1 protein-coding gene is annotated in these 293 nt (G+C 65.9%); it reads right to left on the reverse strand.

The window, feature by feature from the left end:
- Window positions 1-293: ABC transporter permease (locus OP79_RS49335; RefSeq protein WP_033329927.1), on the reverse strand; the 293-nt coding region annotated here is incomplete at both ends.

The following is a 293-nucleotide window of genomic DNA, read 5'->3' on the forward strand; positions in this document are numbered from 1 at the left end:
TGGCGACCCCTGCCGTGTTCTCGACCGACAGCAGGGAGCCCTGCCGTCCGGAGCCGAGCCAGCGCACCAGGGCGACCAGGCCGAGAGCGAGGATCGCGAAGGCGATGAGGATGGCGCTGATCGCGGTCACGCTGGGGTCGATGTCGAAGGTCAGGGAGTTGTAGACCCGCACCGGCAGGGTGACGGTGTCGACCGAGGAGAGGAACTGGGAGATGTAGAACTCGTCGAAGCTGGTGATGAAGGAGAAGATCGCCGCCGCGATCATTCCCGGTGCGGCCAGCGGGAAGGTGATC

Origin of the sequence: Streptomyces yerevanensis (genome assembly GCF_000716805.1) — a bacterium.
Taxonomy (GTDB): domain Bacteria; phylum Actinomycetota; class Actinomycetes; order Streptomycetales; family Streptomycetaceae; genus Streptomyces; species Streptomyces flaveus.